Below are 25,743 nucleotides of genomic sequence, written 5' to 3'. Positions count from 1 at the left end.
GTGCAATGATTGCTGAACTTGGACATTTTGCCTTAATCCTCGCATTAGGGTTTTCTCTACTATTAAGTGTCATCCCTATGTATGGCGCAAGCGTGAATAACCGGACGTTAATGGGCATGGCAAGACCAATGTCTTGGGGTATGTTTTTAATGCTGGCGGTGTCATTTGCGACGTTGCTGTGGGCTTTTTATAGCAACGATTTTACTTTGCAATACGTCGCTAGTAACTCCAATAGTCAATTGCCTTGGTATTATCGCTTAACGGCGGTGTGGGGGGCACACGAAGGGTCATTATTACTTTGGGTATTGATTCAGGCGATTTGGACGATTGCTGTCGCGACCTTTAGCCGTGGCATGCCTCAAGAGTCGGTTTCTCGTGTGTTGTCGGTCATGGGGATGATTTCGGTTGGCTTCTTGCTATTTATCATTTTGACATCTAACCCATTTCTTCGCACCTTACCGTATTTCCCGATTGATGGTCGTGATTTAAACCCATTATTACAAGACCCTGGTTTGATTGTGCATCCACCTATGTTGTACATGGGGTATGTTGGATTTTCTGTAGCATTTTCGTTTGCGATTGCCTCACTTATGACGGGGCGTTTAGATACTGCTTGGGCGCGTTGGTCTCGTCCGTGGACGACGGCTGCTTGGGTATTCTTGACCGCAGGTATCGCTCTAGGTTCATGGTGGGCTTATTATGAACTTGGCTGGGGCGGCTGGTGGTTCTGGGATCCGGTTGAAAACGCATCCTTCATGCCTTGGTTAGCGGGTACGGCCTTGATGCACTCATTAGCGGTAACAGAAAAACGAGGCACATTTAAAGCGTGGACGGTGTTACTTGCCATTAGTGCCTTCTCATTGAGTTTGTTGGGTACTTTCTTAGTCCGTTCTGGGATCTTAGTGTCCGTGCATTCATTTGCCTCTGATCCAGCGCGCGGTATGTTCATCTTAGCGTTCTTGGTGATCGTAATTGGTGGTTCACTCTTGTTGTTTGCTTTGAAAGGCGCTTCAGTGCGAGTACGAGGCAACTACTCACTAATTTCACGTGAAAATGCCTTGTTATCGAATAATATTTTACTGGTAGCCGCTTTAGTGGTTGTGCTGATTGGTACTTTATTACCGCTAATACATAAACAAGTTGGATTAGGCTCAGTCTCGATTGGTGCGCCTTTCTTTAATACTTTGTTTACTTGGTTAATCGTGCCGTTCTCATTAATTTTGGGGATTGGTCCATTGGTACGTTGGAAGCGCGATAATTTGGCTGAAGTGAAAAAGCCAATGTTGGTGTCTTTCATTCTTTCGTTGTTGGGAGCTTTATTAATTGCTTTCGTATCTTCTAAAGAATTTATGCCATTGGCGACATTAGGTTGGTTCTTAGCGATTTGGATCATTGCGATGCATGGCTTTGAATTACACCAACGCGCGACTCACCGTCATACCTTCTTTAAAGGCATAACGAAACTTCAACGTAGCCATTGGGCAATGATGCTTGGACATGTTGGCCTTGCGGTAACCATTATTGGTATTGCGATGGTGCAAAACTACAGCATTGAGCGTGATGTTCGTTTGGCTCCGGGTGATAAGTTTACCATTCATGGTTATCAATTTGATTTTGCAGGGCTGCGTGATCATGATGGCCCGAACTATGAAGGTTTTATTGCCGATTTCATCATCAGTGAAGATGGTCAATTTGTGAATGAATTGCATGCGGAAAAACGTTATTACCATACCGCACGTTCGATGATGACTGAAGCGGCGATTGACCGTGGCTTTACTCGTGATCTTTACGTAGCGATGGGAGAACGTTTAGAAGGTACCGATGCCTGGGCAGTGCGTATTTATTACAAACCATTTATTCGTTGGATTTGGTTTGGTGGCATCTTAATGTCCATTGGTGGCATCTTGGCCATCAGTGATAAACGTTATCGCTTTCGGAAGAAAGTTGGTAAAACTACCGTTCGTTCAGAGAAGCAGGAGGCGTAATCATGAATCGTAATATTTTATTTGCGCCTTTGGCTTTGTTTGCCATTTTGGTCATAGTGTTTGCGACTCAATTAACTCGCAATGCGGATGGTGATGATCCAACAAAACTAGAATCCGTATTGGTGGGCAAACCCGTACCGCACTTCCAATTAGAAGATTTATTTCAATCAGAAAAAACCTACGATCAGAGTTTATTTACTGGTAAGCCCTTATTGTTGAATGTGTGGGCCACCTGGTGCCCAACTTGTTACGCTGAACATCAGTTTTTAAATAAATTGTCTCAACAAGGCGTCAATATCATTGGTTTGAACTATAAAGATGACCGCGAAAAAGCGAAGAAATGGTTACGTGACCTTGGTGACCCTTATCAAGTCGTGTTATTTGATGGTAGCGGTATGTTTGGTTTAGACCTTGGCGTTTATGGCGCACCGGAAACCTTTCTCATTGATGCCAATGGCCGTATTCAATATCGTCATGTCGGTGATGTGAATGTTGAAAATTGGAATGAAACCTTATTGCCGCTTTATAACCAATTGGCAGGTCAAGAAACGGAACTGAAACCAATTCCAATGGGGCGTTTGAAATGATGAAAAGATCACCGTTATTCATATTGTTGTGTTTGTTATTTGCAATTCCGGCCATGTCGGCAATTGAAGTATTTGATTTTGATACCCCTCAGCAAGAAGCACAGTTTCAAGAGTTGAGTCATACCTTACGCTGTCCTAAGTGTCAGAATAACTCTATTTCAGATTCGAATGCCGAGTTGGCGAAAGACTTACGTCTGAAAGTGTATCAAATGACGAAAGAAGGTAAGTCAAAACAAGAGATTGTCGATTATATGGTGGCCCGTTACGGTAACTTTGTGACTTATAACCCACCAGTAACAGCATCTACCGCCATTTTATGGTTAGCGCCTTTGGTGATCGTGGTCTTTGGTTTTGGCTTTATTGTTTTGAGGAGTCGAAACAAAGCGGCGATTCAAGCCACTCAAGAGACAGCCCAATGGGATGAAGAACAAGAGCAGCGTTTAAAGCATATTTTAGACGAGTCTGATTCAAAAGATAAAAAGGGTAATAATTCATGATGGCATTTTGGATTGGCACAGTATTGTTATTAATCGTCTCTTGCGCATTAATTGTTTACCCACTCTTGAAACCTAAAGAAGTGGATGAAGCGACGCAACGAGATGATCTCAATAAAGCGTTTTTTAAAGATCGTCTTGCCGAGCTTGAATCCGAAGATCAAGCGGGCATTGTGGGCAATAAAGACGACCTGGTTATCGACTTGAAACAGTCTTTACTGGACGATATTCCCAGTAATGCATCAAGCTCAACCAGTAATGCTTCTTCTATGAAGTGGCTAGTATGGCCTTTAGTGCTTTTTATGGCGGTGGTGTCTTACGGTGTTTATAGCTTGTATGGTGCGCATTCTAAAGTGGCACATTGGCAGCAAGTAGAAAATAATCTGCCACTGTTATCGCAAAAGTTAATGAATCCAAATGGGGTGGAATTAACCGATCAAGAAATGGATGATCTGACATTGGCATTGCGTTCTCGTTTACAATATAACGAACAAGATGCGACGGGTTGGGTATTACTTGGCCGTATTGGCTTGGCTAACCGTGATATTGAAACCGCGATTGGTGCATTAAATAAAGCCGATAAATTAATGCCTGGCAATAATGATATCCAATTAAGCCTAGCGCAAGCGTTAATGTTTTCATCGGATCCTGCCGATTTACAAAAAGCAGATGGTATTTTAGAGAGCCTGATCAAACAACCGAATGTGGATTTACGAGTGTATTCTTTGTTGGCCTTTAGTGCTTATGAGAATGGAGATTATGGTCAAGCCATTGATTATTGGAAGCAACTGCAAGCCAAAATCGGTAAAAATGATGAACGCTATGATATGTTAACTCGCAGTATCAACACCGCACAACGTGAGTTGGATGCACAAAAACTGGCGCAACCGACAGCCGTTGAAGGAACGCCGGTGAAAGTGAGTATCTCAATCGCACCACAAGTTACTTTGCCGAAAACTGGAGTGTTAATTGTGTCTATCCATACGGCGGATGGTTCACCTATGCCAGTGGCTGCCGGGCGTTATCCAATCAATCGCTTTCCAATGACGGTGGTACTCGATGACCGTAATAGTATGATTGAAAGTCGCAAGTTATCGAGCTTAACGGATATTATCGTCCGCGCGCGCATTGATACCGATGGCAATGTGGCGACCAAAGAGGGCGATTGGCATGGTGAAAGCTTAGTCATTCATCTTGGCGATGATGCCGTGGTATCTATTGATCAGCAGTATTGATGTTCAAGTTAAAGATACTCTATAATTAACCTAATTATAGATCGTTGATTAGTCGGTTATACTAGAGGCAATGTATTGATTTACGTTGCCTTTTTATTATTTTAGTCTTAATAAGGTGTCATGGTTTGAGTAATGTAAAACCAATTCAGTTGTTTCCCTTGTACTGCTTAACATTTCTGCTCATGTTAGGCTGTAGCTCGACACCAGAAGAAACCGCGACCTCATCAATAGCAGAAGAGCCAACCGATGAACGTTGGGACCCATTCGAAGGATTTAACCGTACGATGTGGGATTTTAACTATGATGTTCTGGATCCTTATGTAGTGCGCCCACTGTCGATTGGCTACATGGAATGGACCCCGTCACCGATTCGTTCCGGGTTAAATAACTTTTTAGACAATCTCGATGAACCCGCAAGTGGTATAAATAACTTATTAATGGGCAATGGAGCAGAAGCGGTACAAAATTTTAGTCGTTTTATTATCAATAGCACCATTGGGTTATTAGGTTTGATTGACGTGGCTTCTGCTGCGGATATCCCTCGCACTACTCGTGAATTTGGTGATGTGGTCGGACATTACGGAGTGGGCGATGGACCTTATGTTATGGTTCCTGCATACGGTCCAGTCACTCCTCGAGATATCACAGATACGGTTGATACGCTTTATATTCCTTTGAGTTGGTTAACTTTTTGGCAGAAAACGGGTAAATGGGCCTTCCAAGGTTTAGAGTCTCGCTATGAATTGATTAATCAAGAAGGCATGTTACGCAACTCTCCTGATAGCTACGAGTTGAGCAAAAGCATCTACTTTCAACATCAAGATTTTAAAGCGCAAATTAATCAAGAGCCTGAAGAGGTGTTGGATGAAGATTTATTGGAAGATTACCTTGGGCATGATTATTAATTTAACCTCAACTGCGGATAAGTTAAGTTAGCCACAAGATAACAAAAAGAAAGCCTTGTCATGATGGTGGCAAGGCTTTTGTTTTTTACAGATTATAGATTACAGATCACCCACTAGAAGGTTTTGCTGTATTGAACACCGGCAATCAGCGCGTCGGTATGGGTAGTCGCATCAATACTCGACACCCCTGCATGCTCTTCGTGAACATCGACATCCACACCAAGCAAATAAGTTATACCAAAATCAATACTAGAATCATGGCTAGGCGCATAAGAAAAACCGGCAGATAACCAATTACGGTTTGAATCAGGGACCGAAATAGTGGTGATTTTATCTTGTGCCCCTTGGTCAAATTTATACCCCGTACGCAGCGTCCATTTATCATTTAAGTAATAAGTACCACCGATTGCGACGGTCCATGTATCACGCCATTCAAATTTTTGTAAGGTATTGACTGCGCCATCGGTTGCTAACTTGTCGAATTTACTCCAATCCGTCCAGCCTAAGGTATAGCTGAGGGCAAATCGTGTACCTTTAAAGTGGTTATAACCTGAAAATTGCGCAAAGTCAGGTAAAGGGACATACAGGGTATCTGCAATGGTTACATCTGCAGGGCCATCAATTTTTCCTTTGGCCGAGATTTCAGGGCTGGCATGATAGGAAATCCCCCAGCGATTATTACGATCAAGCTCATAAGTGGTACCGACATTCCAACCTACTCCAGCCCCCGAAGCATCTACATCAGCGGCGTTAATACGGCTATCGACAGTAAAGGTATGCGAATAATCAGGTAAAGGGCGAGGAGTCTCAATGGTGATGGTTTTATTGGCATCGACATCAAGGCTTCGTTGAAATTTCCCGTGACCGTAAATTAAGTCAAGGCCAGCGCCAAAGCTCCATTGTTGATTTAAACGATAAGACACGGCTAAGGCTAAATCAGCGCTGATAATGCTTGAAGTACCGCCGTATTCACCGGGGAAAGAATCATCAAATTCAGATTCTGTACCAAAATTCGAATACAAGCCTGCGCCAACGGCCCACTTATCATTAAGAGGTACGATTAAAAACAGATTCGGAGCGACCGCTAAGTTGCCAGCATCATCATAACTGACCGCACCGCTATTATCATTGATGGCAGCATTGTAATCACCATTCTCAACGGAAATGTTTGGCTTGATGGCGGTGGCTCCCATGGTGAATGCTTTTTTATCAAAAAGAGCCATAGCGGCAGGGTTAATAGCCATGACCGCTGCGTTATCGGCAATAATGCCATCACCGGCATAAGCACGTCCTACACCGGTCGCTGATTGCGCTTCAATTTGGAACCCTGCAGCAAGAGTGGTTGGGCTAGAGAGTAAAGCTGCGCTTATCAACATGGATGTGGTGAACACAGGCATTTTTTTCATTAGAGAGTACCTAATTTAAATTTGTTTTTTCAAAGATGATGCTTTGAAAAGAGTGTGCTGGTTACAAAGGGGGCGCATTATGGTGGAAAACTGACCTTTGACAAATCCGACCAATGAGAAATTTGCATTAAATAGCGGGCATTTGCATCGAACTGCTTTGAACGTCTTGTATTTTATTTGTTATCAAACGAAGTGTTTGGGCTGCAAAGGTAATAACTATGGTGGTTGATATTTGAGCTGTGAATGCTTTGGCAGGTGAATGTTTTTGAGAGAGGAAGAGGAAAGTGATGACAAGCAATGGTTTGATAAGGCACCACCGGTTCATCTGGAAGATTATGATGAATCGGTGGTGATTTAAAGCGGCGAGTTAACCATTAAATTGCAGTAGCGGAGTAAGTTGTTGTGATATAGCGTTAATATCTTCGCCTTGTTGCCCAACTAACACGAGGCTGCCATAAGGTAATGGAGTGATTTCACCAGATTTACCTGAGCTTTCAAACTGACTCTGTTGCTGGACTGGAATATTAGAAATAAAGGCGGTCACTCGGCCTTTAGTTCCTTGGAACACAATATGTAAGGCATGGTGTTCTTTACTAAAACCACAATGATTTAAATAATAAATGTGATAAGGAAAGCGACCATCTAGGGCATAGGAATATACGCCTAATTTTGATTCCATTTCTTGGTGACTACTGCCTTCATTAACCCCCTTAATGAAAGGTTCCTCAGCCTCGATATGCGCCATCGCCATATTGACTAAATTGGCTTGAGCGGGAGTCACAATTAGATTTCCCCAATTGATTTGACCAATGAATAAGCCAAAAGTGAATAGGATTGATGCCGCTAATGCAAAGCTTTTACGCGAGAAGCTGACCGTTTTGACTTTAGATGAAGATTGCTGAAAAAGAATTTTATCGGCAAGATCATCAGGAACCTCCACCTTAAAGGCTTGCTCAAGTTGGGCATCCAGCTCGAGTAAACTCTCGGCGTACTTTTTATTTTGTTTATTGGCATGGAGTTCAGCCAAAACGTCTTGGCTATTATCATGGGGGTCCGATAATAAACGACGTCGTAGTTCTAAATCATCCATGTGTCACTCCTTGAGATATTGACGAGGAATCAAGCTGCTCTTTAATTTGGTTACGGGCACGAAATAAGCGTGTCATGACAGTATTTTTATTCAATTCTAAGATTTGGCTAATCTCTTCACCGGAAAAACCACCGATAACTTGTAGAAATAAAGGCTCTCGGTACTCTACATCCAGCTTCATGATTTGATGCCTTAACCAGTTAAGTTGATGATGCTCATTATCATCAGTAAAACCATGATTTCCTGGCTCATCAATATCGACTAAATCAAATTGTTTGCGTTCAAAGCGTCGAGCATTTTCGCGTCGTAAAATAGTAATTAGCCAAGATTTAGCGGCTTTTTCATCTTTTAAGCTATCGATGGCTTTCCAAGCACGTAGGCAAGTCTCTTGCACTAAGTCTTCTGCAACGTGTTTATCTTTGCATAACCAATACGCGTAACGGTAAAGATCACGATGATATGCTCTGACGAGTGATTCGTAACGTTTTTGTCTATTCATATCGCTATTGACCGTGTTTGACGGCTTTTTCTTTCCGAGCGATTGAAAAATACTCATCTTATTTCCTTATGAAGATGTATTCTCTTTGGTAAACCTGCCAAAAATTAAGCACAAAAACAAGAGCGTATAAATTTTAAGCGTATGATTTATTTTATTATTTCTTGAATGGATACTTTACATAAAGAAATGCTAACACTTATATTATGTAGAGTTACTTTTATTGTAAGAATGAAGGTCTAAGTATCAATATTGTTAATTATGTGTGTTTTTGGCTTGGGTTGAAATAGCCAACAGTAAAAAACTTATCCACTTTCTCTATGTGGTGAATTTATGTACCAATGTCACAAGTTTACTTTTGCAATAAAGGAAAGCACGGTTGATTGGTTTTAAGTTTTTGTCTCTTTATATACACTGAGGTCAGACCTCTTTGAGTGGTTCTCATTTCTTTAAATTCTAACCAATAATTTGAGCGTAATGTGGCTGGGTAGAACATCTCTATTGGTTTGATTTAAGAAAGATCGTTATTGATAAAGGAAAGAATATGATTCAGCAGGAAGTCAAAACCCGTAATGGGGAAAGAATTGCTATTGTGGCGGGTCTTCGCACACCGTTTGCACGTCAAGGTACCGCTTTTAAAGAAGTGCCCGCCGTCGATCTGGGAAAAATGGTCGTCAGTGAACTGCTGGCTCGAACGCAAATTGATCCTAAATTAGTGGATCAAGTGGTCTTTGGACAAGTTGTGCAAATGCCTGCCGCCCCTAATATTGCTCGTGAAATTGTGTTAGGCACAGGAATGGACGTTGCAACCGATGCCTACAGCGTAACACGTGCCTGTGCAACCAGTTTTCAATCTGTAGTCAATGTGGCTGAAAGCATCATGGCGGGCAATATCGAAATTGGAATTGCCGGTGGTGCGGACTCTTCTTCAGTCCTGCCGATTGGCGTCTCGAAAAGGTTAGCTCAAAGCTTATTAGAGCTCAGTAAAGCAAAAACACTTCCCAAGAAGTTGTCGATTCTAAGAAAACTTTCCTTTAAAGATCTTATGCCTGTTCCTCCTGCGGTTGCTGAATATTCAACAGGGCTATCTATGGGGCAAACTGCTGAGCAAATGGCAAAGACCCATCAAATTCCTCGTGATCAACAAGATGAATTAGCTCACCGCTCTCATACCTTGGCCGCACAAGCTTGGGAAGACGGTTTGATTCAAGATGAAGTCATGACCGCCTATCCTGAACCATATAAAGAATGGATTCATCAAGATAATAATATTCGTCAAGACTCTCAAATTGAGCAATATGCCAAATTACGTCCAGCCTTTGATCGTCACTTTGGCAGCGTGACGGCGGCCACCAGTACACCACTGACAGATGGCGCTGCGGCCGTGTTGATGATGAGTGAAGGCAAAGCCAAAGCACTTGGTTTAGAAGTGCTGGGTTATATTCGTTCTTATGCGTTCTCAGCCATTCAAGTCGAAGAAGATATGTTAATGGGGCCTTCGTATGCTACACCAGTTGCGTTAGAGCGTGCTGGATTAGAACTGGCTGACCTTGATCTCATCGAAATGCATGAAGCATTTGCCGCTCAAACATTAGCGAATGTGAAAATGTTTGCTTCTGACAAATTTGCGCAAGAAAAATTAGGTCGTGATAAAGCGATTGGCGAGATTGATATGGACAAATTTAATGTGCTGGGTGGCTCTTTAGCCTATGGGCATCCGTTTGCTGCAACCGGAGCCCGTTTAATGACCCAAACCTTAAGGGAGCTGAAACGTCGAGGGGGCGGGTTAGCCTTAACGACTGCTTGTGCCGCTGGTGGGTTAGGCGCTGCCATTATTTTAGAAGTCGATAAAGATGAAGCACACATGCAAGGAGCGAAATAATCATGAGTGAAAATCCAATTTTAACGTCAAGTGCTTCAGAGAATAACCTTGCAGAGATGAGTCCTGCTGAGACAAATCCTGCGTTTAGCCTGACGATTGATGATAACCAAGTAGCTTGGCTTGCGATTGATGTACCAAATGAAAAAATGAATACGCTTCAAGCTGAATTTGCCGATCAAATGGAGGCGGTATTTAAACAGCTTGATGCATCTGCAAACCGTTTAAAAGGGATGATAGTCCACTCTTTAAAACCGGATAACTTTGTAGCTGGCGCGGATGTTCGTATGTTGGAGGCCTGTCAATCTGCACAAGAAGCGGAGCATTTAGCCACCCAAGGGCAAGCCATGTTTAACCGTTTGGCAGCACTGCCATTTACGGTAGTGGCGGCCATTCATGGACCGTGCTTAGGAGGCGGCTTAGAGCTAGCCTTGGCGTGTGACTATCGTGTGTGTAGTGATGCTGATATTACCCGTTTAGGTTTACCTGAAGTGCAATTAGGCTTGTTACCAGGGTCTGGGGGAACTCAACGTTTACCGCGTTTAATCGGTTTACTCGAAAGCTTAGATATGATGTTAACTGGTAAACAAGTGCGCGCTAAAAAAGCCCTCAAACTAGGATTGGCTGACGCGTGTGTTCCACCAGCGATTTTATTGCAAGCGGCTCAACAATTTCTTGAAAAATCAAAGCGCAAAGAGAAGAAAGACATTAAAGAGAAATTGTTAGCGAATACCGGTTTTGGGCGTAAGGTGATTTTTGAACAAGCGACGAAGAAAGCCAATCAAAAAGCTCGAGGCAATTACCCGGCGATTCCGGCTATTTTACAAGTCATTCAACATGGTTTGGAAAAAGGGCTAACAGAAGGCCTTGCAAAAGAAGCGCAAGAGTTTGGTCAGTTAGTCATGACGCCTCAATCACAAGCTTTACGCTCGATCTTCTTTGCCACAACGGAAATGAAGAAAGATTTTGGCTCTAGCGCTCAACCTCAAAACATTAATAAAGTGGGCGTGCTTGGCGGTGGACTCATGGGGGCTGGTATTGCCTATGTGTCTGCTACGAAAGCGAAAGTACCAGTACGGATTAAAGACGTGTCAAATGATGGCGTTTTACATGCCATGAATTACAGCTATCAATTATTAAGCAAATTACAAAAGCGCCGCGCAATTACTCAAACTCAGCTCCAACGTCAGATGCAATTCATTTCTGGTGGAACGGATTTTACCGGCTTTAGCCAAAAAGATATGGTTATTGAAGCGGTATTTGAAGATCTGTCATTGAAACAAAACATGGTGCGTGACATTGAAGCACAGGCGAAGAAAGGGGTGATATTTGCCACCAACACCTCTTCATTGCCAATCGCCAGTATTGCTAAAGGGGCGGCCAAACCGGAAAATGTCATTGGTCTGCATTATTTTAGCCCGGTGGATAAAATGCCGCTGGTTGAGGTAATTCCACATGAAGGCACCTCGGAAGAAGTGATTGCCACAACGGTCAAATTTGCGCGTCGACAAGGGAAAACTCCGATTGTCGTGAAAGATAAAGCTGGCTTTTATGTGAATCGCATTTTGGCACCATACATGAATGAAGCGGCAAAAATTTTGTTGTCGGGCGAGCCGATTGAGCATATTGATGACGCATTATTGAATTTTGGCTTCCCAGTTGGGCCAATTGCTTTACTGGATGAAGTGGGAGTGGACATTGGTGCGAAAATTACCCCCATCTTAGTTGAAGCGTTAGGCGAGCGTTTCCAAGCACCCGATGTATTTGAAACGCTCTTAAAAGATGGCCGTAAAGGACGTAAAAGCGGTAAAGGATTTTATACCTATAAAGGCAAGAAAAAGACAGTAGATAAATCCGTATACAGCTTATTAAAACTGAAACCAGAGTCTTTATTGACAGAAGAAGTCGTGGCGCTGCGTTGTGTGTTGTTGATGTTGAATGAAGCCGTCAGAGCCTTTGATGATGGGATTATTCACAGCGCAAGAGACGGTGATATTGGTGCGATTTTTGGTATTGGTTTCCCACCGTTCTTAGGAGGGCCATTCCGCTATATCGACCAAATTGGTGCTGCTAAATTGGTTGAGATGATGAATGGCTATGCAGAAAAATACGGTAGTCGTTTTGCACCTTGCGATGGCTTATTGACTCGAGCTGGCACCGGTGAGAAATTTTATTCGTAAGCCTCGGCCTTAGCTGAGAAAATGAAAAGCTTTGTCGGTGATCGGCAAAGCTTTTTTATTTGGTACTCTCTTAGCTCGACTCTAGCCGATATCGACATCTGTGGGGCGCAATTGAAACTCGTCGATAGAGCCAATTTCTAATCCCGCCTCTAAATCAGGTGCATCGAGATGGGCGGTGCCCTTAGAGTGCATAATCAATCGATTAGCCGTTCTAGGTTTTAAGGTATTTACGACAAAGCGGATCATGTCGGTGCGGTCTAATTTGAGAATTTCTTCGACCACCAGTTCACGATTATTGAATTGTGCATCCTTATTGCCAATCGCTACCCAAAGTCGTTGACCTCGTGCTCTTAAATTGCTGTCAGGTGAGAGAATTTGGTTTAATAAGCCTTGCTTACTGTTTTGCCATTGCTGTTCATTTAATTCGAGCAGAACCAGATAAAAAGCATTGAGAAATTCATCGACCGAAGACAGTAACTCATTAGGTGCCGCATTGGGTGATTGCACATAAAGCGCTAAACCCGGGTGGCGATTGAGCGGCATATTACCGGTACCGACCATATAACCCAACTGTTGCTTAGTGCGAATTTCATGGAAAAACGCAGCAGACATTAAGTGGTTGGCTAAAATGTAGAGCGCAACATGATTTTCGGATATCTCTGTCGACTGATAATAAACAACTAACGCTGAATCAGCTTGATCACAGTAAACTTCACGCTGGAAGGTGCCATTATCGCCCAGCATAACTAAGGGGCGTAGCGACTCTTCATACTGCTGATCTTTAACGCGCAATGCTTCTTTTAAACTGTTGGCTAAACTCAAAGCCGATTGTTTACTCCAGTCACCATACACAAACATTTCAATGTGCAGCTCTGCTAGCATGGCGCTGACAAATGAAGGCAGTTCATCGACTTCAATTGATTCTAACGCTTCTATCAATACAGGATAAGGGGGATTATTAGGCTGTAAAATGCCCGTCATCGCATTAAATAGTTGTGAGATCGGACGATCTTTAGCGGTATTTCGCCAATTTCTGAGCATTTGTTGTTTGATCGAATCAAAACGCGCTTGATTAAATTCACGGGTATTAAATTTATTGATGATGACGTCTAATAATTGTGCTTGTTTTTGGGTAAAGCCCGATAGCATTAACGTCACACCACCTTGATGGGCATATAAGTTATAGCCCATACCCGCTATTTCTGCTTGATAGGTTTCTTTGGCTAAAGAGTCGAGAAACATCTCTACACATAAGCGAGTTTTGACGATTGTTCGCGCAGTTGATACCGCATGAGGGCTATCAATAGCAATGAAGGCTAAACCTTTTGGAACACGAAACTCTTTCTCTTGTAGGTGCCATAAACGAAAGCCGGGTTTATCTTCGATAATTTCAGGTAAGGTGTGGTCATCTTCAATCGGTTTAGGATCAAGCTCATAACAGATATATGGATTAGGTTCTGGCAGCTTGAGTTGACCGGTTAACCTTGGGTGTGTCCAAGTGTGCAGTTCTTGATCGTTAATGGCTCGGCTTGAGTAGGGCGTCTCATACCATTTTGCGGTACGGTCATAGTGCAGGCCTTTCGCCAGTAACATGACTCGCATATTGTAAGCCGTGAAGTGTTGCAATAATTGTCGCAAATGGCTTTCATCATACTCGGTCATCATGTAGTCGCCGTAAATGACGTCATCGGGATGATAGTGCTGTAAATTCATGACTAAATGGCTGGCGATATCCATAGGACGAGAGGCCTCTTGAAAGCGAAATGCCGATTCCAGAACCGCTTGTTTTTCAAGATAACGCCATTGAGCAAGGCCCTCTTGACGCACCAATTCGATAAATTCAAAGACACGTTGAATAATATAGGTGGTTTGCGATAAACCTTGTTTTGTTAGGCTACAGCTGATAGAAAATTCACGAAAGTTACTGCCACTAATACCGCCTCCAGCAGTGAGAGAGGTGATCAGTTCCTCTGATTTTAAAACTTGCAATAGGCTTCCTTCACTTTCATCGCCAAGCAAGTGAGCAAAATAAGACAAGGGCTTAGAACGATAGTATTGATCCATGCTTGGAAAATTAAAGGTTAGCATTAATTTTCGACTGTCTTTTTCTGGTTCTACACAAATAAATTGAGCGGCATCTTGTTCCCGAACTAATGGGATATTAATGATTTTCCCCGCACGTTGATGATTAATGATGGATTGAAAATAGTGGGAAGCGCAGTGCTCTAATTGATCTAAGGATTGAGGGCCAACGAGAGTGACAGTCATTAAATCTGCAGAGTAATGGTTATGGTAAAACTCAATAATCTCATCGCGGATTGAGCCTGTTGTTTGGCCGTTGTCATCCACTATGTCACTTAACGTTTGTTCATTACCCACGGAGAATTTAGCAAAAGGATGTTCTGGATTTACCACTTCTTTATGCACTTGATATAAGCGGCGCATGTCATCTTTCAGCTTTAAACGAAACTCGGAATCAACCGCCTGACGCTCTTTCTCTAAAGCTTCTGGATTAAATAACGGGGCGATAAAAAATTGGCTGAAACGGTCGAGGGCTTCTTCAAATTGAGTGGCGATAATGTCAAAGAAAAAGCACGTATGTTCAGTTCCTGTCCAGGCATTATTCTTACCGCCATGTTGACTAATAAAGGCTTGAAACTCACCAATAACAGGGAATTTTTGCGTCCCTAAAAACAACATATGTTCAAGATAGTGGGCTAATCCTTCACGTTGGTAAGGATCATCAAAATGACCAACATTGACGGCCAATGCTGCCGCCGCTTTTTGCGCTGAGCTATCATGGACGAGCAAAACCTTGAGTCCATTATTGAGAGTGATAGAGCGATAGTGTTTTTTATCGTTTGGACTTATGTGCACGATACATTCCCTGCGTTGAGTTGGCGTCCTTGCAATGCTGAGTATTTATTCTATTGAGAAGGCAAGACCGCACACTGATTTTCCTCAATCAATTGAGGGCTCCGAGATACATGAAACGAGTTGGTCATTGAATCATTATCATCATCAATTAATTATGACGCTTCAGCTTCAAGCTGCAAATGATTTCTTAAAGGAATTAATTCAAATCAAAGAATTAAAATGAATCTTGTGGTCAACTGTACAATTTTGTAATTTTTTCCTTCAAAGCACTGGAATTTGAATAATATTTGTAGCGGACTTGTTATACTAAAGTCTAACGCTCATTATCAGAGTATGAATTAGGATTGTGTATGCAAATTTTTATTATGCGTCATGGTGATGCGGAAACATTTGCCGCTTCAGATGCAGAGCGTCCGCTCAGTTCTCTTGGACGTGAAGGCTGTTACCAAATGGCTCAATATTGCAAAGCGCATGGACACGATGAGTTTGATTTAGTGTTAGTGAGCCCTTATTTACGTGCCCAACAAACCTGGCAAACTATTGCGCCATTAATCAGTGCACAACGGGTGGAAGACTGTGACGATATTACGCCTTATGGTGATTCTGATACGGTGGTCGAGTATGTCTGTGCTCTGGCGGAAACCCAAGATTTAGCGCGTATTTTGCTGGTTTCTCACTTACCCTTAGTGGGCTATTTAACTGCGGACTTTGTTACTGATATTCCGCCTCCAATGTTTCCGACATCGGGTCTGGCTTGTATTGAGTTTGATTTATTGTCACGTCGTGGTGAGCTGTTGTGGCAAACGCAGCCTTCTTAATGACGGCGAGCCTTTTAAGCAAAAAACAATAAAAACCACACAATCAGTACGAATATTTCATTGAAATAAAAAAGGGAAGCGAAATAAAAAAGGGAAGCGTAGGTGCTTCCCTTTTCGTTGCTGTCTCCCAACTTTTAAATGATGAAGGAGAGCATCAATCTTACTCACTATCTGACCATCTAATTAATGTGATTGGTATAAAGTGGCGCAGAGGGCAGGTGTTAAGTCAATAAGAGGACAATAGAAAGGCGTTATTTTTCTGGAATTGTGATAAGCACTAAGAGCGCGCCATTGCCTCCAAATTCAAGTGGTGCTTGATGATAAGCCATAACATCAGGGTGTTGCGCCAACCATAAAGGGACTTTTTGTTTTAAAATATGTTTGCCAATACCGTGCATGACGCTCGCGCAAGCCACCCCTTCTTTGACACAGTGCGCAATCATGGCACCTAACTCTCGCTTTGCTTCCATTTGAGTCATACCATGGAGATCTAAATATACGTCAGGGACATAAACACCGCGACGTAAACGCTTTAATTCGTATTTAGATACATCATCACGAGCGTATCGGGTTGGACCTTCATCACTTAATAGCGGGACAAACTCATCGGAAAAATAAAACTCGTTATCTTTGGCTTCACGGAAGGTGCGACGAATCTCTTTTTGATGTAAATTCTTTTTCGGTTGTTGGATTATGGTATCCTGTGACAACTTTTTAACGCCCTTCATTTCTTGTTGAAATAGCGCAAAGTCGTCTTCGTTATTGAAGTCTTTCTCGCTCATGATAGATCCTTTACAGTAAGGGCGGTATTGTAACCTTAAGATTAGTTAAGATGCGAGTTTCCTTATCGGTTTGTCGTGTCAGGATGTATTTTAGCTAAAAGCCATGTGGAGGCACTCTTGGATAAAATTTTTATAGATGAAGCGGTATCAGAACTGCATACCCTTCAAGATATGATCCGTTGGACGGTTAGCCGATTTAATGCCGCGGGATTATTTTATGGTCATGGCACGGATAATTCTTGGGATGAAGCCGTACAATTGATCCTACCAACTTTATATTTACCGATTGATATTCCTCCACACGTATTAAATTCACGCCTTATCACCAGCGAGCGCATGCGTATTGTTGAACGTGTGATTCAGCGTATAAATGAACGTACACCAACAGCATATTTAACCAATAAAGCCTGGTTCTGCGGCTTAGAGTTTTATGTCGATGAGCGTGTTTTAGTGCCTCGTTCGCCGATTGGTGAGTTGATTCAGCAACAATTCCAGCCATGGATAACAGAGCAACCGACTCGCATTATGGATTTATGTACCGGCAGTGGTTGTATCGCAATTGCTTGTGCCTACGCCTTTGAAAATGCTGAAGTTGATGCCGTGGACATTTCTGTGGATGCATTACAGGTTGCGGAGAGAAATATTGCCGATCATGGTTTAGAGCAACAAGTGTTCCCACTTCGTTCTGATCTTTTTAACGATATTCCACAAGATAAATACAACATCATCGTGACCAATCCGCCTTATGTGGATCAAGAAGATATGGACAGTTTGCCGGAAGAGTTTAAACATGAACCGGAGCTTGGCCTTGCAGCGGGAACTGATGGGCTTAAATTGATGCGACGTATTCTTGCCGATGCCCCTGATTATTTAACCGATGATGGTATTTTGATCTGTGAAGTTGGCAACTCGATGGTGCATGTGATGGAGCAATACTCACATATTCCATTTACTTGGTTAGAATTTGAAAATGGTGGCCATGGCGTATTCTTGCTTACTCGTGAGCAATTAGTTGAGCACGCGGCGGATTTTTCAATTTACAAAAGATAATGAGATAACCTGCGTATCATATCTAAGCTAGGTTTTTTAAATGGGCTTTTAAGACAATGCCAATCTCATACGAGGTTGGCATTTTTGTTTATAATAAGGCGATTATTTTCTCAAATAGGGTTTACAAGCTAAAGGCTTAAAGACACTATCTAGTCAGGTATAGAAAATCATTGTAATAATAGACAGTCATTATAGTAATAGACAGTTATTGTGCTATTGAAAGCAACGGTGTAATTAACGGTACACTTAAGCTAACTAACCTCAGCTGCGGATAATTAGAAGTTAATCAATACCGCAGTTGAGGCTAACTATGAAATTGAAACACGATTAGAGATATCGATAAGAGGGATTCATGGCAGGGAATAGTATTGGTCAGCATTTTCGAGTAACCACGTTTGGTGAAAGCCACGGAAAAGCACTCGGGTGCATTGTGGATGGTTGCCCTCCAGGGCTTGAGATTTCTGAACAAGACTTACAACAAGATCTTGATCGCAGACGTCCAGGAACATCTCGTTATACAACGGCGCGTCGGGAACCGGATGAAGTTGAGATTTTATCGGGTGTATTTGAAGGCGTGACAACAGGAACGTCAATTGGTCTGTTGATCAAGAATACGGATCAGCGCTCTAAAGACTATTCTGAAATCATGGACAAATTCCGCCCAGGCCATGCAGATTACACTTATCACCAAAAATACGGTGTGCGTGATTACCGCGGTGGTGGCCGTTCTTCTGCACGTGAAACCGCAATGAGAGTGGCGGCTGGGGGCATTGCGAAGAAGTATTTAAAGCAAGAGTTTGGCATTGAAATCCGGGCTTATTTATCCCAAATGGGCGATGTGACTATAGATAAAGTCGATTGGGATGAAATTGAAAATAACCCATTTTTCTGTCCAGATGTCGATAAGGTTGCCGCCTTAGACGAGCTAATTCGTGATCTGAAAAAACAAGGTGATTCGATAGGGGCCAAGCTTTCAGTAGTAGCAACCAATGTGCCAGTCGGTTTAGGTGAGCCGATTTTTGATCGCTTAGATGCTGATATTGCTCATGCACTTATGGGAATAAATGCAGTAAAAGGTGTTGAAATTGGTGATGGTTTTGACGTCGCCACGCAAAAAGGTAGCCAACATCGTGATGAAATGACCCCACAAGGTTTTAAATCTAACCATGCAGGTGGCATTTTAGGGGGCATTTCTTCTGGTCAAGATATTGTGGCCAACATTGCTTTAAAGCCCACCTCAAGCATTACGGTTCCTGGTGAAACAATTAATCGACAAGGGGAGTCCACGTCACTTATCACCAAAGGACGTCATGACCCATGTGTCGGTATTCGTGCGGTTCCAATTGCAGAGGCGATGTTAGCCATTGTTTTAATGGATCACTTATTGCGCCACCGTGGTCAAAATCATGGGGTGACAACGCAAACGCCGAAGATTTAATGGGTTTAACTGCATTTTTTGTTTTTATTCTATCCAAGATTCATTTTCGGTGAGTGACTGCTCTTGATAGAGGTAAATGAAAGGCTGTGGTAATTCCACGGCTTTTTTAGTGCAATATTGTTCTTATCATTTGATGGTGGGTGTAGCGCATAAGCTACCATTATGGATACGATTATTGGTCAAAGTGACATTGTGCTTTGAGCTCTGTGACGTAAAGAACTCTTTGACATAAAGAAAATAGAGAAACGAACTTTCGATACATCATCAAAGTTCGTTTCTTAAGAAGGCTGAGTTAATGTTTGACGGTTGACTCTGAATTGTTGTCTGAGTTGTCGATTAAACAAAACGTCGGTAATCGCCATTTAAAACGCACGGATGCCATACGCATAACATAACCAACAATTAAGGAGCTCACGGTTGCTATCTCATTAAAGCCAAAATGCAATAAAGCTAAGTACAAGGCCGCGACGACTAAAGCTACCGAGGCGTATAAGTCTTGATGCAAAACAAGTGGCGCTTGACGACAAATGAGATCGCGCAATAAACCACCAGAGACACCTGTCACGATAGCAGCAACCAGACAGATCCCTGGATGCAGCCCCATATTGATACCCACTTGGCAGCCAATAACACTAAAAGCCGCTAACCCTAAGGCGTCTAGGCGAATAAAAATACCATGGAATTTTACTACCCATTTTGCAACCCAGGTCGTTAAAATTCCTGCTACACAAGTAATGAGTAAATACTCAGGGTGCTTTACCCAAGTTAGAGGGTAGTTCCCTAAAATAATGTCGCGCACACTGCCGCCGCCAATTGCCGTTGCACTAGCAACTAGCATCACACCAAACCAATCCATATTTCTGCGTCCAGCACTTAATGCACCGGTCATCGCTTCAGCAGTAATGCCAATAACGTAAATAATACTTAACAACATGGAAGACTGTACCATTTCATTTATAAATTAGGCGAGATTGTAGAGTGGATCACTATTTATTGCGAATGAAAATTATCGTGCTTTTTAAGCTTAGAAGATTAGAAAAACTAATCTGAATGTTATGGGCTCGTTGAGAATAACTCATCTCCTTGATATTGCCTGTTATGGAAGCTTTACCTGACTAATAAAAGAAAGGACAATAGCCACCTATTAATTGTTATTATCGTTATTATTCATGAATACAATGCCGTTACAAACACATACACCTGAAGATATTATTGCTATTTTCAATCAAACTTTTTTTGCCGACTACAATACTCGTTTAGTTCGCGGTGATGATGAACCTATCTATTTACCTGCAGATGAAAAAACGCCTTATCATCGTATTGTCTTTGCTCACGGCTTTTTTGCTTCAGCGATGCATGAGATCGCTCACTGGTGCGTGGCTGGACCACAACGCCGTTTATTAGAAGATTTTGGCTATTGGTATGAACCGGATGGTCGAACGGCACAGGTTCAAGCGGAATTTGAAAAAGTTGAAATTCGGCCACAAGCTTATGAATGGATATTGTCAATGAGTGCCGGTTTTCCATTTTCGGTCAGTTGCGATAATTTAAATGGTGATTTTGAGCCAGACCGTTTAGGCTTTATGCAAAAAGTGAAACAAGAAGTGGTCACTATTTTGCAACAAGGACTTCCGCCTCGAGTAGCGATGTTGTCGGAGTCATTGCGTGAATATTATCAAGTGCCACCATTAAGTGCTGAGCAATTTATCGTTGCTTAAATCTTATTGTTAATTAAATCATATTGTTAATTGAATCATATTGTGGCTTAAACCGTTAAAGGAATAGAGAAAATAAAATGATACTTGAATTAGAAGAAGCCTTATTGGAATCCATTGATGCCACAGTAGCGACTGCTTCAGACGATGAGCTGTTTGCTGGTGGTTATTTGCGTGGTCATATTTCATTAGCGGCAGCAGATTGTGAATTGGAAGGGATCGAAGATGTAGAGATCTTTAAGCAAAAGATTCAAACCAGTTTGGATGAAGCTCGTAGTGAATTGAAACCATCAGACCAAGTGATTGTGGCAAAAATGTGGGACAGGTTGAACGGTTAACATGCAATTAACATCTTTTCTTGACTTTATTCTAAATTTTTGAACAACTTGATAAAAGCGTTTGGGTGTTAATAGGGAAATAAACTGAGTACAGTTAATCCATCGTTAGTGATTAAAATTTGGAGTTTTTATGAAAATTATTGCCTTTGGTGCGAGCACTAGCTTTCACTCAATTAATCGTGCTTTAGCGACTTATACGGCAAATTTAGTGAAAGGTGCTGAAGTGGAAGTGTTGGATTTGAACGACTTTCCCGTGCCTATGTTCAGTGAAGATACAGAAAAAGAAGTGGGTCGCCCAGAAGGTGCTCAGGCTTATTTTAAAAAGTTAGAAAGTGCCGATGCTTTTGTGATTTCTTTAGCAGAACATAATGGTACTTATACTGCTGCCTATAAAAACTTATTCGACTGGGCTTCAAGAATTAATCAACAAATGTTTGCTCACAAACCGGTGGTTTATCTTTCGACTAGCCCAGGTCCTGGTGGCGCACAGAGTGTTTTAGCTCAAGCGGTTAATTCGGGTGCTTTTTTTCATGCAGATGTTAAAGCTTCGGTATCTGTACCTAGCTTTTATGATGTGTTCGATATGGAAAAAGGACAAGTAACGGATGAAAAAATAGCGACAAAATTAGCGCAAGCCGCCGCAACATTAAATGCCTAACTCTCAGTTATTGAATTAATAAAAAACGGGATGCGCGGTAAGCTCATCCCGTTTTTTATTATATCAATCACACTAATTATACCAATCACATGAATTAGATGGTCAGATAATGAGTACGATTAATGGTATTACTCCTCGGTAATGGGGCGACCTTTGAGCATTTTTCTTACCCACATTCTCGCCGGATGAATTTTTTCTAATACTTCTAATGGTAACGGAAGTGGATCACCCGAGATTTGTGATGCCAGTACTTCGGCAAGTAATGGTGCAGAGCAAAGTCCGCGCGCACCTAGGCCTACCATACAAAATAAATTTGGATAATGCGGAATATTAGGCATGAGCTCTGAATGCTTACGTAGAATTTGAGGGTCTAATTGAGCATAACTTTCGACAACTGGCTCAAATTGGAAGACATTACCTACGAAAGGAAGGTGATCACGGGTGACACTACGAATGCCTTGTCGAGAAAGGTTACCGGAAGTATCAACCTCATTCACCCAAGCTTGGTTAGGAATGCAATCTTGTAAGCGTTTACCATTGCTCACCTGAGCTTCAGGATCAAAATGCGCATCGATATGACTGCGATCATAACTAGCCCCAATACAGTGATGTCCATTATTAACGTTTTGTGGCGTCATATAACCGTCATAGCATAAAACCGTGTTTAATTTACTGAGGGTATCCGTGGTCGGAATATGGCTCACTTGTCCTTTAACGGGAGTGGCCGCAATGGCGCTCAATTGTTTGAAGCGGGAAAATTGATGACCATTGGCGACAACAACGGCGCTATGGGTAAAGGAAGCCTCTGATGCTTGTAAAGTCCATTGACGCTCTTCGGGATGGAATGATAACGCCTCAATACGAGTATTAAACTGTACTTGGACATTTGGCTGTTTTTCCAACTCATAAATTAACGCTTGCGTCAGTTGCTGAGGGCATAACCAACCTCCTAACGGGTAATGGATGCTCTCTAAATCCATATCTAGGCCGATAGTCTTGGCGGTGTGTTCACTATCTAAAGCGGTTAGCAATTGGTCTGGATATTCATTGAGTAACATTTTATCCAGCTTACTTTTGGCTTTATCACTCCAAGCTAATTGGGTCACGCCACAAAATTGATGATCAAACTCAAGCGCTTGAGAAGCTTGTTGAACCAGTTGACGAGCAAATAAAAAGGCCGGGGCAAAGAATCGATTTAATGCGGAGCCAGGTTCAGCAATTAATGGATACAAAGCACCTTGGCGGTTGCCTGAAGCGCCTAAAGCGGGCTTATCATCTTCACAATAAAGGTTAATGTGATGGCCTCGACGATGCAGCGCTAACGCTAATGTCGCGCTGGCAATGCCGCCACCAATGATAGCAATAGATGGGTGTGTTGATTCCGATTCTAATGGGAAGCGAGGTAACCACGGTGCATAGGTTGATTGCGCTTTAAGGCTCATTAGTTGGCCGGCGATCATTTCGCGTTTGGTGCCAAATCCTTTGACTTTTTTCATGTCAAAGCCTGCTTCGATTAAACCGCGACGAACAAAGCCGGCAGCGGTAAAGGTGGCACAAGTTCCTGCAAGCTTGGTTAATCTTGCCATGTGATTAAATAGCGCGTCATTCCACATGTCTTTATTTTTACTTGGTGCAAAACCATCTAAGAACCACGAATCGACTAAGCCATGTTCAGATTGAGCAAGCTTAGGTAATGAGTCGTGGATGTCTCCAAACCAAAGATCAAGCGTGATCATGCCATCGGCCAACACTAAACGGTGGCATTCAGGGATCGCAAGCGGATAATGTTGCTGTAATTCTTTGGCGTATTGTTGCAGCTCTGGCCAAGCCGCATGAGACTTGATTAAATCATCTAATTGGACAGGGAATTTCTCGAAGCTAATAAAGTGCAATTGGGTAAGCGCCGATTGTGGATTAGCCAATCGAAATGCAGCAAATTCTTGCCAAACGGCTAAAAAGTTAAGGCCAGTTCCAAACCCGGTTTCTGCAATCACAAAGCGTGGTTGTAGTGCTGCTTGCCAACGTTCAAGCAAATGATTTTGTTTGATGAAAACGTAACGACTTTCTTCTAAACCGTTTTGGTTGGAAAAGTAGACATCATCAAATTGGTGGGAAATGGGAGTACCGGATTCATTCCATTCGAGCTGGGCATTTTTAATCACGCGGATATTACCTGTCATTTTGTATCAATTTGGGGCTATTATATACTTTAATGAAGTAAGGGTAAGGGGTGATCATTGCTAAGCGGTGAATTATAAAGGCCTTATTACCGATTTAATGGCTTGGGTTTTATCATTGGCCCGTTTTCTGTAGCATGACGATCAAGATCAACGCACAGAGAAAAGCTGGGCAGTAAGCTACAGCGACATCGAGTGATACAGAGCGATGAATTTTTGCTCATGTAGAATAAGTATTAAAGGAAAGCTGACCACTTAAATTGTGAAGTCAGTTATCATTAAGCGATTTTTGAATTATAGGAACGTCACATGAAACGAGCCGTCATCACTGGTCTAGGTATTATCTCTAGTATCGGTAATAACGTAGAAGAAGTATTAGCGTCTTTAAAAACAGGTAAATCAGGCATTACAGGTTCTGAACAGTTTAAAGAAGCTGGTCTACGCTCTCAAGTTTGGGGTGAATTGAAGATTAACCCAAGCGAGCACATCGATCGTAAACAAATGCGCTTTATGGGTGATACTGCCTCTTTTGCTTATCTTGCAATGCAGCAAGCGATTGAAGATTCTAAATTAACTGAAGATCAAGTGTCTAACGATCGTACTGGCTTAGTGGCTGGTTCAGGCGGTGTGTCTTCTCAAAACCAAGTACTTTCAGTCGATACCTTACGCGAAAAAGGCGTAAAACGTATTGGGCCTTATATGGTGCCACGTACAATGGCTTCTTCGGTATCAGCTTGTCTTGCGACGCCATTTAAAATCCGCGGTGTGAACTACAGCATCAGCTCAGCTTGTGCAACATCGGCACACTGTATTGGTCACGCTCTAGAACTTATCCAACTTGGTAAACAAGACGTAGTCTTTGCCGGTGGTGGTGAAGAATTACATTGGTCATCCGCGATGATGTTTGATGCAATGGGCGCGCTTTCAACCAAATACAACGAAACCCCTGATCGTGCATCTCGTACTTACGATGCTGACCGTGACGGTTTTGTTATCTCTGGTGGCGGCGGTATGGTGGTCATTGAAGAACTTGAACATGCTCTAGCTCGCGGCGCAAAAATCTACGGTGAAATCGTTGGTTATGGCGCAACATCAGATGGTTACGACATGGTTGCGCCATCAGGTGAAGGCGCAGTGCGCTGTATGAAGATGGCAATGCAAAATGTCGATGTGATCGATTATGTGAATACGCACGGTACATCAACACCTGTGGGTGATGTTAAAGAGCTTGGTGCGATTCAAGAAGTCTTTGGCAAAGGTAGCGATAGCAAATGTCCGGCGATTTCTGCAACTAAAGCGATGACAGGTCACGCATTGGGTGCAGCGGGTGTTCATGAAGCGATTTATTCTACTTTGATGCTTGAGCATGGCTTTATTGCACCGAGCATCAACGTTGACACGCTTGACCCTGAAGCAGAAGGTCTTGATATCGTGACAGAACCTCGTGAGCAAGAGTTGAAGACGGTCATGTCAAACAGCTTTGGCTTCGGTGGAACCAACGCAACGCTTGTGATTAAGAAATACGAAGCGTAATGGTCTTATGCCTTAAGCGGTCATCCCAATGATGTTAGGCATTATCAATATTTAATAAAAAAATCCTCGGCTTAGGCTGGGGATTTTTTTATTATGGGCC

At 42.5% G+C, this 25,743-nt stretch carries 21 protein-coding genes; 14 read left to right on the top strand and 7 right to left on the bottom strand.

Going from position 1 to position 25,743, the window contains the following annotated elements; genetic code table 11:
• Positions 1-5 precede the first annotated feature (5 nt).
• The 5 genes from VCA1004_RS07515 (at position 6) to VCA1004_RS07495 (ending at position 5,206) form a co-directional block, all read left to right on the top strand.
• The gene (locus tag VCA1004_RS07515; protein WP_086983507.1) at positions 6-1,985 is read left to right on the top strand and encodes a heme lyase CcmF/NrfE family subunit; all 1,980 of its coding nucleotides are present in this window, start codon (positions 6-8) and stop codon (positions 1,983-1,985) included.
• A gap of 2 nt (positions 1,986-1,987) precedes the next feature.
• Positions 1,988-2,572, top strand: a complete 585-nt coding sequence (locus VCA1004_RS07510) for a DsbE family thiol:disulfide interchange protein (protein WP_086983510.1) — start codon at positions 1,988-1,990, stop codon at positions 2,570-2,572.
• On the top strand, positions 2,572-3,069 hold the full coding sequence (locus VCA1004_RS07505; protein WP_086984646.1) for a cytochrome c-type biogenesis protein: 498 nt from the start codon (positions 2,572-2,574) through the stop codon (positions 3,067-3,069). Before VCA1004_RS07510 ends, VCA1004_RS07505 begins: the two co-directional genes overlap by 1 nt.
• On the top strand, positions 3,066-4,301 hold the full coding sequence (gene ccmI / locus VCA1004_RS07500; protein WP_086983515.1) for a c-type cytochrome biogenesis protein CcmI: 1,236 nt from the start codon (positions 3,066-3,068) through the stop codon (positions 4,299-4,301). The genes VCA1004_RS07505 and ccmI overlap by 4 nt, the downstream gene beginning before the upstream one ends.
• A gap of 182 nt (positions 4,302-4,483) precedes the next feature.
• Positions 4,484-5,206 carry an MlaA family lipoprotein gene (locus VCA1004_RS07495; RefSeq protein ID WP_086984647.1) on the top strand — a complete coding sequence of 241 codons (723 nt, stop codon included), beginning with the start codon at positions 4,484-4,486 and terminating at the stop codon, positions 5,204-5,206.
• A gap of 113 nt (positions 5,207-5,319) precedes the next feature.
• Here VCA1004_RS07495 and VCA1004_RS07490 read toward each other — a convergent pair whose 3' ends face one another.
• From VCA1004_RS07490 to VCA1004_RS07480, 3 genes are all read right to left on the bottom strand, one after another.
• On the bottom strand, positions 5,320-6,612 hold the full coding sequence (locus VCA1004_RS07490; protein WP_086983516.1) for an outer membrane protein transport protein: 1,293 nt from the start codon (positions 6,610-6,612) through the stop codon (positions 5,320-5,322).
• A 367-nt stretch (positions 6,613-6,979) separates the two neighbouring features.
• Positions 6,980-7,702 carry a DUF3379 family protein gene (locus VCA1004_RS07485; RefSeq protein ID WP_086983520.1) on the bottom strand — a complete coding sequence of 241 codons (723 nt, stop codon included), beginning with the start codon at positions 7,700-7,702 and terminating at the stop codon, positions 6,980-6,982.
• Positions 7,695-8,258 (bottom strand): sigma-70 family RNA polymerase sigma factor, encoded by a 564-nt coding sequence (locus VCA1004_RS07480; protein WP_086983523.1) that lies wholly within the window; start codon positions 8,256-8,258, stop codon positions 7,695-7,697. The genes VCA1004_RS07485 and VCA1004_RS07480 overlap by 8 nt, the downstream gene beginning before the upstream one ends.
• Before the next feature lie 484 nt (positions 8,259-8,742).
• Here VCA1004_RS07480 and fadI point away from each other — a divergent pair, with 484 nt between their 5' ends.
• Together fadI and fadJ are read left to right on the top strand one after the other, a co-directional pair.
• Positions 8,743-10,080 carry an acetyl-CoA C-acyltransferase FadI gene (gene fadI, locus VCA1004_RS07475; protein WP_086983524.1) on the top strand — a complete coding sequence of 446 codons (1,338 nt, stop codon included), beginning with the start codon at positions 8,743-8,745 and terminating at the stop codon, positions 10,078-10,080.
• 56 nt (positions 10,081-10,136) lie between these two features.
• Positions 10,137-12,257: a fatty acid oxidation complex subunit alpha FadJ gene (fadJ, locus tag VCA1004_RS07470; protein ID WP_086984648.1), complete on the top strand. Its 2,121-nt coding sequence runs from the start codon at positions 10,137-10,139 to the stop codon at positions 12,255-12,257.
• A gap of 81 nt (positions 12,258-12,338) precedes the next feature.
• On the opposite strand, the gene VCA1004_RS07465 is transcribed toward fadJ, so the two are convergent.
• Entirely contained in the window at positions 12,339-15,134 is a 2,796-nt protein-coding gene (locus VCA1004_RS07465) for an insulinase family protein (protein WP_086983527.1), read from the bottom strand.
• Positions 15,135-15,484: 350 nt separating this feature from the next.
• Here VCA1004_RS07465 and sixA point away from each other — a divergent pair, with 350 nt between their 5' ends.
• Positions 15,485-15,952 (top strand): phosphohistidine phosphatase SixA, encoded by a 468-nt coding sequence (gene sixA / locus VCA1004_RS07460; RefSeq protein WP_086983532.1) that lies wholly within the window; start codon positions 15,485-15,487, stop codon positions 15,950-15,952.
• Positions 15,953-16,203: 251 nt separating this feature from the next.
• On the opposite strand, the gene smrB is transcribed toward sixA, so the two are convergent.
• Positions 16,204-16,734, bottom strand: coding sequence for an endonuclease SmrB (gene smrB / locus VCA1004_RS07455; RefSeq protein ID WP_086983535.1), 531 nt, complete (start codon positions 16,732-16,734; stop codon positions 16,204-16,206).
• A gap of 117 nt (positions 16,735-16,851) precedes the next feature.
• Here smrB and prmB point away from each other — a divergent pair, with 117 nt between their 5' ends.
• Both prmB and aroC read left to right on the top strand, forming a co-directional pair.
• Complete coding sequence (gene prmB, locus VCA1004_RS07450; RefSeq protein WP_086983538.1) at positions 16,852-17,784, top strand: 50S ribosomal protein L3 N(5)-glutamine methyltransferase; 933 nt, start codon at positions 16,852-16,854, stop codon at positions 17,782-17,784.
• Between the two features lie 352 nt (positions 17,785-18,136).
• Positions 18,137-19,222, top strand: a complete 1,086-nt coding sequence (gene aroC / locus VCA1004_RS07445) for a chorismate synthase (protein WP_086983541.1) — start codon at positions 18,137-18,139, stop codon at positions 19,220-19,222.
• 292 nt (positions 19,223-19,514) lie between these two features.
• Here aroC and VCA1004_RS07440 read toward each other — a convergent pair whose 3' ends face one another.
• Positions 19,515-20,156, bottom strand: coding sequence for a trimeric intracellular cation channel family protein (locus VCA1004_RS07440; RefSeq protein WP_086983543.1), 642 nt, complete (start codon positions 20,154-20,156; stop codon positions 19,515-19,517).
• 244 nt (positions 20,157-20,400) lie between these two features.
• Here VCA1004_RS07440 and VCA1004_RS07435 point away from each other — a divergent pair, with 244 nt between their 5' ends.
• From VCA1004_RS07435 to VCA1004_RS07425, 3 genes are all read left to right on the top strand, one after another.
• Complete coding sequence (locus tag VCA1004_RS07435) at positions 20,401-20,940, top strand: elongation factor P hydroxylase (RefSeq protein WP_086983546.1); 540 nt, start codon at positions 20,401-20,403, stop codon at positions 20,938-20,940.
• Positions 20,941-21,017: 77 nt separating this feature from the next.
• Positions 21,018-21,275: a YfcL family protein gene (locus VCA1004_RS07430; RefSeq protein ID WP_086983549.1), complete on the top strand. Its 258-nt coding sequence runs from the start codon at positions 21,018-21,020 to the stop codon at positions 21,273-21,275.
• A gap of 130 nt (positions 21,276-21,405) precedes the next feature.
• On the top strand, positions 21,406-21,933 hold the full coding sequence (locus VCA1004_RS07425) for an NADPH-dependent FMN reductase (protein WP_086983553.1): 528 nt from the start codon (positions 21,406-21,408) through the stop codon (positions 21,931-21,933).
• A 128-nt stretch (positions 21,934-22,061) separates the two neighbouring features.
• Here the strand turns inward: VCA1004_RS07425 and mnmC are convergent, their stop codons facing one another.
• Positions 22,062-24,113: a bifunctional tRNA (5-methylaminomethyl-2-thiouridine)(34)-methyltransferase MnmD/FAD-dependent 5-carboxymethylaminomethyl-2-thiouridine(34) oxidoreductase MnmC gene (gene mnmC / locus VCA1004_RS07420; RefSeq protein ID WP_086983556.1), complete on the bottom strand. Its 2,052-nt coding sequence runs from the start codon at positions 24,111-24,113 to the stop codon at positions 22,062-22,064.
• A gap of 306 nt (positions 24,114-24,419) precedes the next feature.
• Here mnmC and fabB point away from each other — a divergent pair, with 306 nt between their 5' ends.
• Complete coding sequence (gene fabB / locus VCA1004_RS07415; protein WP_086983559.1) at positions 24,420-25,643, top strand: beta-ketoacyl-ACP synthase I; 1,224 nt, start codon at positions 24,420-24,422, stop codon at positions 25,641-25,643.
• Positions 25,644-25,743 lie beyond the last annotated feature (100 nt).

The organism is Vibrio aphrogenes (assembly GCF_002157735.2).
Taxonomy (GTDB): domain Bacteria; phylum Pseudomonadota; class Gammaproteobacteria; order Enterobacterales; family Vibrionaceae; genus Vibrio; species Vibrio aphrogenes.
This window is presented reverse-complemented; position numbering and strand designations above follow the sequence as displayed.

What these genes read in the sequence shown, in the direction of transcription:
- VCA1004_RS07515 (WP_086983507.1), top strand. Translation starts at nt 6, where the DNA reads ATGATTGCTGAACTTGGACATTTTGCCTTAATCCTCGCATTAGGGTTT.
- VCA1004_RS07510 (WP_086983510.1), top strand. Translation starts at nt 1,988, where the DNA reads ATGAATCGTAATATTTTATTTGCGCCTTTGGCTTTGTTTGCCATTTTG.
- VCA1004_RS07505 (WP_086984646.1), top strand. Translation starts at nt 2,572, where the DNA reads ATGAAAAGATCACCGTTATTCATATTGTTGTGTTTGTTATTTGCAATT.
- ccmI (WP_086983515.1), top strand. Translation starts at nt 3,066, where the DNA reads ATGATGGCATTTTGGATTGGCACAGTATTGTTATTAATCGTCTCTTGC.
- VCA1004_RS07495 (WP_086984647.1), top strand. Translation starts at nt 4,484, where the DNA reads ATGTTAGGCTGTAGCTCGACACCAGAAGAAACCGCGACCTCATCAATA.
- VCA1004_RS07490 (WP_086983516.1), bottom strand. Translation starts at nt 6,612, where the DNA reads ATGAAAAAAATGCCTGTGTTCACCACATCCATGTTGATAAGCGCAGCT.
- VCA1004_RS07485 (WP_086983520.1), bottom strand. Translation starts at nt 7,702, where the DNA reads ATGGATGATTTAGAACTACGACGTCGTTTATTATCGGACCCCCATGAT.
- VCA1004_RS07480 (WP_086983523.1), bottom strand. Translation starts at nt 8,258, where the DNA reads ATGAGTATTTTTCAATCGCTCGGAAAGAAAAAGCCGTCAAACACGGTC.
- fadI (WP_086983524.1), top strand. Translation starts at nt 8,743, where the DNA reads ATGATTCAGCAGGAAGTCAAAACCCGTAATGGGGAAAGAATTGCTATT.
- fadJ (WP_086984648.1), top strand. Translation starts at nt 10,137, where the DNA reads ATGAGTCCTGCTGAGACAAATCCTGCGTTTAGCCTGACGATTGATGAT.
- sixA (WP_086983532.1), top strand. Translation starts at nt 15,485, where the DNA reads ATGCAAATTTTTATTATGCGTCATGGTGATGCGGAAACATTTGCCGCT.
- smrB (WP_086983535.1), bottom strand. Translation starts at nt 16,734, where the DNA reads ATGAGCGAGAAAGACTTCAATAACGAAGACGACTTTGCGCTATTTCAA.
- aroC (WP_086983541.1), top strand. Translation starts at nt 18,137, where the DNA reads ATGGCAGGGAATAGTATTGGTCAGCATTTTCGAGTAACCACGTTTGGT.
- VCA1004_RS07440 (WP_086983543.1), bottom strand. Translation starts at nt 20,156, where the DNA reads ATGTTGTTAAGTATTATTTACGTTATTGGCATTACTGCTGAAGCGATG.
- VCA1004_RS07435 (WP_086983546.1), top strand. Translation starts at nt 20,401, where the DNA reads ATGCCGTTACAAACACATACACCTGAAGATATTATTGCTATTTTCAAT.
- VCA1004_RS07430 (WP_086983549.1), top strand. Translation starts at nt 21,018, where the DNA reads ATGATACTTGAATTAGAAGAAGCCTTATTGGAATCCATTGATGCCACA.
- VCA1004_RS07425 (WP_086983553.1), top strand. Translation starts at nt 21,406, where the DNA reads ATGAAAATTATTGCCTTTGGTGCGAGCACTAGCTTTCACTCAATTAAT.
- mnmC (WP_086983556.1), bottom strand. Translation starts at nt 24,113, where the DNA reads ATGACAGGTAATATCCGCGTGATTAAAAATGCCCAGCTCGAATGGAAT.
- fabB (WP_086983559.1), top strand. Translation starts at nt 24,420, where the DNA reads ATGAAACGAGCCGTCATCACTGGTCTAGGTATTATCTCTAGTATCGGT.